The organism is Streptomyces sp. NPDC093801 (assembly GCF_040701585.1).
Lineage (GTDB): Bacteria > Actinomycetota > Actinomycetes > Streptomycetales > Streptomycetaceae > Streptomyces.
Genome location: NZ_JBFBDP010000008.1, coordinates 152,485 through 163,281 on the forward strand (window position 1 = coordinate 152,485; position 10,797 = coordinate 163,281).

Genomic DNA, 10,797 nt, shown 5'->3' on the forward strand with positions numbered 1-10,797 from the left:
ACCTGTGAACGAATCGTGGAGGATGGATATGTCGGCGCCCGACCAGCAGGTCGTCGAGGCACTGCGCGCCTCGCTGAAGGAGAACGCCCGGCTCCAGCAGGAGAACAGCACGCTCGCCGCGGCGGCCGCCGAGCCCATCGCGATCGTCTCCATGGCGTGCCGCTACGCCGGAGGCATCCGCGGCCCGGAGGACTTCTGGCGCGTGGTCCGCGAAGGCGCCGACGTGTACGGCCCGTTCCCCGAGGACCGCGGCTGGGACGTCGAGGGCCTCTACCACCCCGACCCCGACAACCCGGGCACGACGTACGTCAAGGAAGGCGCCTTCCTGCGCGACGCCGGCCAGTTCGACGCCGGCTTCTTCGGGATCTCCCCGCGCGAGGCCCTCGCCATGGATCCGCAGCAGCGCCAGCTCCTCGAAGTGTCCTGGGAGACCTTCGAACGGGCCGGCATCGACCCGCACTCGGTGCGCGGCGCCGACGTCGGCGTGTTCACCGGCATCGTCCACCAGGACTACGCCCCGGACCTCAGCGGCCACGAGGACTACCTCAGCCTGGAACGCGCCCTCGGGACCGCCGGCGGCGTCGCCTCCGGCCGCGTCGCCTACTCCCTGGGCCTCGAAGGCCCCGCGGTGACCGTCGACACCATGTGCTCCTCCTCGCTGGTCGCCCTCCACCTCGCGGCGCAGGCCCTGCGCCGCGGCGAGTGCTCCATGGCCCTCGCGGGCGGAGCGACCGTCATGGCGACGCCCGGCGGCTTCGTCGGCTTCGCCCGCCAGCGCGCCCTCGCCTTCGACGGACGCTGCAAGTCCTACGCCGCCGGAGCCGACGGCTCCGGCTGGGCCGAGGGCGTCGGCGTGCTGCTGCTGGAACGGCTGTCCGTGGCGCGCGAGCGCGGCCACCGGGTACTGGCCGTCATCCGCGGCAGCGCCGTCAACCAGGACGGCGCCTCCAACGGCCTGACCGCCCCCAACGGCCCCGCCCAGCAGCGCGTGATCCGCAAGGCCCTGGAGAGCTCCGGCCTCACCCCGGCGGACGTGGACGCGGTCGAGGGCCACGGCACGGGAACCGTCCTCGGCGACCCGATCGAGGCGCAGGCGCTCCTGGCCACCTACGGTCAGGGCCGCGACCCGCAGCAGCCGCTGTGGCTCGGCTCCGTCAAGTCCGTCATCGGACACACGCAGGCGGCGTCCGGCGTGGCCGCCGTGATCAGCACGGTGCAGGCGCTGCGCCACGGCGTGCTCCCGGCGACCCGGCACGTCGACGCGCCCACCCCGCAGGTCGACTGGTCCGCCGGCGCGGTCGAACTGCTGACGGAGGCACGCGACTGGCCGCGCGGCGACCGCCCGCGCCGCGCCGGCGTCTCCTCGTTCGGTGCCAGCGGCACCAACGCGCACATGATCCTGGAGGAGGCCCCCGCCGAGGAGACCACCGCGCCTGCCGCGCCGGAGCAGTCCCCGGGCGCGGTGCCGCTGGTGGTGTCGGCCGGGACCACCGGGTCCCTGACGGCCCAGGCCGAGCGGCTCGCCGCGTTCGTCGAGGACGCCCCCGGGCTGCCCCTGGCGGACGTGGCCGGCGCACTGGTGTCGGGCCGGGCGGTGCTGGCCGAGCGCGCGGTCGTCCTCGCAGGCTCCCACGACGAGGCCCTGGCCGGACTGCGGGCGCTGGCCCGCGGGGAGACCGCGGCCGGCGTCACCTCCGGGCGGGCCGCCGGCGCGGGCGGGCCGGGCAAGGTCGTGTGGGTGTTCCCCGGTCAGGGTGCGCAGTGGGCCGGCATGGGCCGCGAACTCCTCGACTCCTCGCCGGTGTTCGCGGCGCGGATCGCCGAGTGCGCGACCGCGCTGGAGCGGTGGGTCGACTGGTCGCTGACCGAGGTCCTGCGCGGCGAGGCGGCGCCGGAGCTGCTGGAGCGGGTGGACGTGCTCCAGCCCGCGAGCTTCGCCGTCATGGTCGGTCTGGCTGCCGTGTGGCGGTCCGTCGGTGTCGAGCCCGACGCCGTACTCGGCCATTCCCAGGGGGAGATCGCGGCCGCCTGCGTCTCCGGTGCGCTGTCGCTGGAGGACGCGGCACGGGTCGTCGCCCTGCGCAGTCAGGCCATCGCGAAGGAGCTGGCCGGTCGGGGCGGGATGGCCTCCGTCGCGCTCGGCGCCGACGAGGCGGCCGCCCGTCTGGAGCGCTGGGCCGACCGGGTCGAGGTCGCCGCCGTCAACGGCCCCGCCTCCGTGGTGATCGCCGGTGACGCCGAGGCGCTGGACGAGGCCCTGGACGCACTGGACGACCAGGGCGTCCGGATCCGCCGGATCGCCGTGGACTACGCCTCGCACAGCCGGCACGTCGAGGCCGTCAGGGACACCCTCGCCGAGGCCCTCGCCCCGGTGACCGCCCGGGCGCCCGAGGTCCCCTTCTACTCCACCGTCACCGGCGGCTGGATCGAGGACGCCGGTGTCCTGGACGCCGGCTACTGGTACCGCAACCTGCGCGGCCAGGTCGGCTTCGGGCCGGCCGTCACCGCCCTCCTCGCCCAGGGCCACGGCGTCTTCGTCGAGCTCAGCGCCCACCCGGTGCTCGTCCAGCCGGTCAACGAGACCGCCGACCGCACCGGAACCGACGTGCTGGCCACCGGCTCGCTGCGCCGCGGGGACGGTGGCCTGCGCCGCCTGTACGCCTCCCTGGCCGAGCTGTTCGTCCGCGGCGTGGCCGTCGACTGGGCCCCCGTCCTGCCCGCCCCGACGGGGCGCGCGGAGCTCCCGACGTACGCCTTCGACCACCAGCACTACTGGATCCGGATGGGCGCCGGTGCCTCCGACGCGGCCTCCCTGGGCCTCGTCGGCTCCGACCACCCCCTCCTCGGCGCGGTCGTCCGGCTCCCGCAGTCCGACGGGCTGATCTTCACCTCGCGGCTGTCGCTGCGCACGCACCCCTGGCTCGCCGGCCACGCGATCGGCGGCAAGGTCATCGTCCCCGGCACGGTGTACGTCGACCTCGCGGTGCGCGCGGGTGACGAGTTCGGCTTCGGCGTCCTGGAGGAGCTCGTCATCGAGGCGCCGCTCGTGCTGCCCGAGCAGGGCGGCGTCCGCCTCCAGGTCGCGGTCGGCGGCCCCGCCGAGACCGGCCTGCGCAGCGTCGACGTGTACTCCCTGCGCGAGGACGCCGCCGACGAGGCCGGCACGGGCGCCTGGACGCGGCACGCCACCGGCCTGCTGTCGGCCTCGCCCGCCCGGAACGGGGACGGCCCGGACTTCGACTTCGCCGCCTGGCCGCCCGCCGGCGCCGAGCCCGTCGAACTCGGCGACTTCTACGGGGACCTCGTCGAGCGCGGCTACGCCTACGGCCCGGCCTTCCAGGGCCTGCGGGCGGTGTGGCGGCGCGGCGACGAGGTGTTCGCCGAGGCCGCCCTCCCCGAGGACCAGCGGGAGGAGGCCGGGAAGTTCGGCATCCACCCGGCGCTGCTGGACGCCGCGCTCCACACGAACGCCTTCGCCAACCCGGACGACGACCGCAAGGTCCTGCCGTTCGCGTGGAACGGGCTGCGGCTGCACGCCGTCGGCGCCTCGGCCCTGCGGGTACGGGTCGCGCCGTGCGGACCGGACGCCCTGTCGTTCCAGGCCGCCGACGAGACCGGCGGGACGGTCCTGACCATGGACTCCCTCGTCTCCCGCGTGGTCTCCGCCGACCAGCTCGACGCGGCGGCGGGCGAAGGCGGCCGCGACGCGCTGTTCGGCGTGGAGTGGACCGAACTGGCCCCCTCCGACGCCCCCGCGGCCGCGACGCCGTGGGTGGCGGTGGCCACCGCCGAGGACGTCACGGCCCTGGCGGCCGACGGGGAGGCGCCCGTCGCCGCGGTCCTGGAAGCGGTCGGCGGCGGGGACCCGGCCCTGGAGCTGACCTCCCGCGTGCTGGAGGTCGTCCAGGCCTGGCTCGCCGGGTCCGGCCCGGAGGGGTCCCGCCTCGTCGTGGCCACCCGGGGCGCGGTGCCGGCCGGCGAGGCCACCGTGACCGATCCGGCCGGCTCGGCCGTGTGGGGCCTGGTGCGGGCCGCGCAGGCGGAGAACCCCGACCGGATCGTCCTGATCGACCTCGACCCCGCCTCCGCCACCGGCGCCCAGGCGGTGCTGGGCGCCGTACTGGCCAGTGCCGAGCCCCAGGTCGCGGTGCGCGGGACCACCCTCACCGCCCCCCGGCTCGTACGGGCCGCCGGCGCGGCCGCCCCGGAGACCCCCGCCGTCTTCGGGCCGCAGGGCACGGTCCTCGTCACCGGCGGCACCGGCTCGCTGGGCGCCCTCGTCGCCCGGCACCTGGTCGCCCGGCACGGCGTACGGCACCTGCTGCTGGCCAGCCGCCGCGGACCGCAGGCCGAAGGGGTCGAGGAACTGGTCGCCGAGCTGGGCGGACAGGGCGCCGCCGTCTCGGTGGCGGCCTGCGACGTCTCCGACCGCGGGCAGGTCGCGGACCTGCTGGCCTCCGTCCCCGCCGAGCACCGCCTCAGCGGCGTCGTGCACCTGGCCGGCGTACTGGACGACGGCGTGGTCGCCACCCTCACCCCGCAGCGGCTGGCCGGGGTGTTCGCCCCCAAGGTCGACGCGGTCACCCACCTCGACGAACTGACCCGCGGCCTGGACCTCGACGCGTTCGTCGTCTTCTCGTCCGCGGCCGCCCTCATGGGCTCGGCCGGCCAGGGCAACTACGCGGCCGCCAACGCCTTCCTCGACGGGCTGATGGCCCGGCGCCGGGCGGCCGGACTGCCGGGCCTCTCCCTGGCCTGGGGCCTGTGGGAGCAGAGCGCCGGCCTGACCGCCCACCTCAGCGCCGTCGACCAGGCGCGCATGAGCCGCGGCGGCGTCCTGGCGCTGACGCAGGCCGAGGGCCTCGACATCTTCGACGCCGGCCTGCACGCGGACCAGCCGCTGCTCGTCCCGATCAAGCTGGACCTGCGGACGCTGCGCTCCCAGGCCGCGGCCGGCGGCGGCGTCCCGCACCTGCTGCGCGGCCTGGTCCGCGCGGGCCGCCGCACGGCCCGGGCGGCCGCGGGGGACAGCGGCGGACTCGTCCGCCGGCTCGCCGGGCTCCCGGCCGCCGAGCAGGAGGCCGTCCTGCTGGGCATCGTCCAGCAGGAGGCGGGTGCCGTCCTCGGCTTCAGCGGCCCCGAACTGGCCCAGGGCACCCGTGGCTTCAACGAGATCGGCTTCGACTCCCTGACGGCGGTCGAGCTCCGCAACCGGCTGAGCGCGGCCACCGGCGTGAAACTCCCGGCCACGCTGATCTTCGACTACCCGACCCCGAACGCCCTCGCCCGCCACCTGCGCGACGAGCTCGGCGAAGCCACCGACGACGCCGGCACTCCCGCCCCGCGCACCGCGTCCGCCGTCGTGGATCCGGACGAGCCGATCGCCATCGTGGGCATGGCCTGCCGTCTGCCGGGCGGGGTGGCCGGTCCGGAGGACCTGTGGCGGCTGGTGTCCGAGGGGCGTGAGGGCATGTCCTCGTTCCCGGACGACCGGGGCTGGGACCTGGACGGCCTGCTCGGCCCGAACCCGGACAGCGCGGGCACCTCGTCCACGCACCGCGGCGGGTTCCTCCACGAGGCCTCGCAGTTCGACGCGGCCTTCTTCGGGATCTCGCCGCGCGAGGCGCTCGCGATGGACCCGCAGCAGCGGCTGCTGCTGGAGGCCTCCTGGGAGGCACTGGAACGGGCGGGCATCGACCCGACCCGGGAGCAGGGCGGCAACATCGGCGTCTTCTCCGGCGTCTCCATCCACGACTACCTCGAGTCCCTCGGCAACATGCCCGCGGAACTCGAAGGCTTCGTCACGACCGCCACGGCGGGCAGCGTGGCCTCGGGCCGCGTCTCCTACACCTTCGGCTTCGAGGGCCCGGCGGTCACCGTGGACACCGCCTGTTCCTCGTCCCTGGTCGCCATGCACCTGGCGGCGCAGGCGCTGCGGCAGGGCGAGTGCTCGATGGCCCTCGCCGGCGGTGTCGCCGTCATGGGCTCGCCGATCGGCGTCCTCGGCATGTCCCGCCAGCGGGGCCTGGCGGCCGACGGCCGCTGCAAGGCGTTCGCGGACGGCGCGGACGGAACCGTCCTGTCCGAGGGCGTCGGCATCGTGGTGCTGGAGCGGCTCTCGGTGGCCCGCGAGCGCGGACACCGGGTGCTGGCCGTCATCCGCGGCAGCGCCGTCAACCAGGACGGTGCCTCCAACGGCCTGACCGCGCCCAACGGTCCTTCGCAGCAGCGGGTGATCCGCAAGGCGCTGCAGAGCGCCGGGCTCGCGGCGTCGGACGTGGACGTGGTCGAGGCCCACGGGACGGGCACGTCCCTGGGCGACCCGATCGAGGCGCAGGCCCTGCTCGCCACCTACGGCCAGGACCGCGACCCCGACCGGCCGCTGTGGCTGGGCTCGCTGAAGTCCAACATCGGCCACACGCAGGCCGCGGCGGGCGTCGCGGGTGTGATCAAGATGGTGCAGGCGCTGCGGCAGGGAGTCCTGCCGCCGACCCTGCACGCGCAGGAGCCCACCCGCCAGGTCGACTGGTCGGAAGGCGCCATCGAGCTGCTGACCGAGGCGCGGCAGTGGCCGCGCGACGGCCGGCCGCGCCGGGCGGGCGTGTCCTCGTTCGGCATCAGCGGGACGAACGCGCACCTCGTCCTGGAGGAGGCCCCGGCCGAGGCCGGGGCGGAGCCCGCGGAGCAGGCTCCGGTGGCCGGTGGTGTGGTGCCGCTGGTGGTGTCGGCGCGCAGCGCGGCCTCGCTGGCCGGTCAGGCCGGACGCCTGGCGGAGTACGCCGGCGGCGGTGCCTCCCTGGCGGAGGTCGCCGCGGCGCTGGTGGCGGAGCGTGCGCTCTTCGGTGAGCGCGCGGTGGTCGTGGCGGGGTCCGCCGACGAGGCGCGGATGCGGCTGGAGGCCCTCGCACGGGGCGAGGACGCGGCCGGTGTGGTGACCGGCAGCGCGGGTGCGCCGGGCAAGGTCGTGTGGGTGTTCCCGGGTCAGGGGTCGCAGTGGGCCGGTATGGGCCGTGAACTGCTGGACTCCTCGGCGGTGTTCGCGGCGCGGATCGCGGAGTGTGCCGCGGCGCTGGAGCCGTGGATCGACTGGTCGTTGACCGAGGTCCTGCGGGGCGAGGCGGCGCCGGAGTTGCTGGAGCGGGTGGACGTGCTCCAGCCGGCGAGTTTCGCGGTGATGGTCGGTCTGGCCGAGGTCTGGCGGTCGGTGGGTGTGAAGCCGGATGCGGTGCTGGGTCACTCGCAGGGCGAGATCGCCGCCGCGTGCGTTTCGGGTGCGCTGTCGTTGGAGGACGCGGCCCGTGTGGTGGCGCTGCGCAGCCAGGCCATCGCGAAGGAGCTGGCGGGTCGGGGTGGTATGGCGTCGGTGGCGCTGAGTGCCGATGAGGCGGTCGCGAAGCTGGAGCGGTGGGCGGACCGGGTCGAGGTCGCCGCCGTCAACGGGCCCGCCTCGGTGGTGGTCGCCGGTGACGCCGAGGCGCTCGACGAGGCGTTGGAGGCGCTCGCCCTGGAGGGTGTCCGGGTGCGTCGGGTGGCGGTGGACTACGCGTCGCACACCCGGCACGTCGAGGCGATCGAGGGCCTGCTGGCCGAGGCCCTCGCGGGGGTCGCGGCGAAGGCTCCCGAGGTCCCGTTCTACTCGACCGTGACCGGTGGTTGGGTGGCGGAGGCCGGTGTCCTGGACGGTGGGTACTGGTACCGCAACCTGCGGGGCCGGGTGGGCTTCGGTCCGGCCGTCGCCGCTCTCCTCGGCCAGGGGCACGGGGTGTTCCTGGAGGTCAGCGCGCACCCGGTGCTGGTCCAGCCCGTCACCGAGACCGTGGACGGTACGGAAACCGCAGCGGTCGTCGCCGGTTCGCTGCGCCGCGAGGACGGCGGTACGCGCCGCCTGCTGACCTCCATGGCCGAGCTGTTCGTCCGCGGCGTGGCCGTGGACTGGACCGCCGTCCTGCCCGCCGCGACGGCACACGTGGACCTGCCCACCTACGCCTTCGACCACCAGCCCTACTGGCTGCGGATACCGGAGTCGGCCACCGACGCGGCCTCCCTCGGCCAGGCCGAGGCCGACCACCCGCTGCTGGGTGCGGTCGTCCAGCTGCCCCAGTCGGACGGTCTGGTCTTCACCTCGCGGCTCGCGCTGCGGACGCACCCCTGGCTCGCCGACCACCGGATCGGCGGTGTGGCCCTCGTCCCCGCCGCCGCCTTGGTGGAGCTCGCCGTACGGGCCGGCGACGAGGCCGGGTGCGGGGTGCTGGAGGAGCTGCTGATCGGGACGCCCCTCGCGCTGCCCGAGCAGGGCGGGGTCCGGGTCCAGGTCGCGGTCGGCGCGCCCGGCGAGAACGGTGCGCGCACCGTGGAGGTGTACTCGCTGCCCGAGGACACCGCCGAGGGGGCCGCGTGGACGCGGCACGCCACCGGCGTCCTGTCCCCGCACCCGGCGCCGCAGGGCGCGGAGTTCGACTTCGCCGCCTGGCCGCCCGCCGGCGCCCGGCCCGTCGAGGTCGGCGACCTCCACGAGGAGCTCGTCGGCCGCGGTTACGGGTACGGCCCCGCGTTCCAGGGCCTGCGGGCGGTGTGGCGGCGCGGCGAGGAGCTCTTCGCCGAGGTCGCCCTCACCGAGGAGCAGCGCGGCGCGGCCGGTGCGTACGGCCTGCACCCCGCCCTGCTCGAAGCCGCCCTGCAGATCGGCGCGCTCGACGCGGCCGACGCACGGGAACCCCGCCAGCCCCTCGACTGGAGCGGACTGGTGCTGCACGCCTCCGGCGCTCCGGCGCTGCGGGTGCGGCTCGCCCCCGCAGGGTCCGGCGCGGTCAGCCTGGAGGCGGCCGACGAGACCGGCGGCCCCGTGCTGACGGTGGGCTCGCTCGCCCTGCGCCCGGTGTCCGTCGAGCAGTTGGGCGCGGCGACGGGCGCGGCCGCCGCCACCTCGCTGTTCGAGGTGGAGTGGACGGAGCTGTCCACGGCCGGGGGAGCACCGGTGTCCTGGGCTCCGGTGGCCACCGCCGAGGACGTCACGGCCCTGGCGGCCGACGGGGAGGCGCCCGTCGCCGTGGTCCTGGAGGCGGTCGGCGGCGGGGACTCGGCTCTGGAGCTGACCTCCCGCGTGCTGGGGGTCGTGCAGGCGTGGCTGGCGGGCTCCGGCCCGGAGGAGTCGCGCCTCGTCGTGGCCACCCGGGGCGCGGTGCCGGCCGGTGACGGCGGTGCGGTGACCGACCCGGCCGGCTCGGCCGTGTGGGGCCTGGTGCGGGCCGCGCAGGCCGAGAACCCCGACCGGATCGTCCTCGTGGACACCGACCCCGTCGCCGAGGGCGGGCCGGAGCCGGTCCTCGGCGCGGTGCTGGCCTGCGGCGAGCCGCAGGTCGCGGTCCGCGGCACCACCCTGACCGTCCCGCGGCTCGCCCGTACGAACGGCCGGGCCACGGACGCCCCGGCGGTGTTCACGCCCGGAGGCACCGTCCTGATCACCGGCGGAACCGGTTCGCTCGGCACCCTGGCCGCCCGCCGTCTGGTCTCCGTCCACGGCGTACGGCACCTGCTGCTGGCCAGCCGTCGCGGCCCCGAGGCCGAGGGCGCCCCGGAGCTGGTCGCCGAGCTGACCGAGCGGGGCGCCACCGTCACGGTGGTGGCCTGCGACGTCTCCGACCGGGCCCAGGCCGAAGCGCTGCTGGCGTCCGTACCGGACGGGCACCCCCTCACCGGCATCATCCACACGGCGGGTCTCATCGACGCCGGCGTGATCGGGGCGCTCACCCCCGAGCGGCTGGCCGGCGTCTTCCCGCCGAAGGTCGACGCGGTCCGGCACCTGGACGAGCTGACGCGGGGTGTGGACCTGGACGCGTTCGTCGTCTACTCCTCGGTCTCCGCCGTGTTCATGGGTGCGGGCAGCGGCAGTTACGCGGCCGCCAACGCCTTCCTCGACGGCCTGATGGCCCACCGCCGGGCCGCCGGCCTGCCGGGCCTCTCCCTGGCCTGGGGCCTGTGGGACCAGACCGGCGGAGGCATGGCGGCCGGCACCGACGACCTCACCCGGAACCGGATGAACCGGCGCGGCGGCCTGAGGGCGATGACCCCGGCGGAGGGGATGGAACTCTTCGACGCCTCCGTCGGAGCGGGCCAGTCGCTGCTGGTCCCCGCCAAGCTGGACCTGCGTGCGGTACGCGCCGACGCGGCGGCGGGTGGCGGCGTACCGCACATGCTGCGCGGGCTGGTCAAGGCCGGCCGGCAGCAGGCGCACACGGCGGCCGCGGCCGACGAGGGCCGGCAGCTGCACGACCGGCTGGCCGCACTGCCCGCCGCCGAGCAGAAGAAGCTCCTGCTCGACCTGGTCCGCACACGGGTGGCGGCCGTACTCGGCCACGCCGGACCGGAGCGCGTCCGGACGGACCTGGCGTTCAAGGACGCCGGGTTCGACTCCCTCACCGCGGTGGAACTGCGCAACCGGCTGCGCGAGGCGACGGGCCTGAAGCTCCCGGCCACGCTCGTCTTCGACTACCCGAGCCCGCAGACCCTCGCCGCGCACCTGCACGACGCACTGCTTCCGGAGAGCGGCGACGCGGGCGCACCGGACGTGGACGAGGAACGACTGAGGCACGCACTCGCATCCGTCCCGCTCGCCCGGTTCCGGGAGGCGGGGCTGATGGACGCCCTGGTCAAGCTGATCGCCCAGGGCGACGGCGAACCGGAAATCGGCGGTACCGACCCGGCCGATGAAGAGAGGCCCATCGCCGAGCTGGACGTCGACGATCTCGTCCACCTGGCGCTCGGCGAATGAACACCTTCGAAACCGCTGAAAGAATGGGG

Annotated in this window: 1 protein-coding gene; it reads left to right on the plus strand. The window is 75.8% G+C overall.

Translation table 11 applies throughout. The annotated features are described in order from the left end of the window. Positions 1 to 28 precede the first annotated feature (28 nt). Positions 29 to 10,768, plus strand: a complete 10,740-nt coding sequence (locus AB0469_RS11370) for a type I polyketide synthase (protein ID WP_366451098.1) — start codon at positions 29 to 31, stop codon at positions 10,766 to 10,768. Positions 10,769 to 10,797 lie beyond the last annotated feature (29 nt).

Excerpts from the sequence above, each read along its gene's own strand:
- AB0469_RS11370 (WP_366451098.1), top strand. The coding sequence starts at position 29 with ATGTCGGCGCCCGACCAGCAGGTCGTCGAGGCACTGCGCGCCTCGCTG.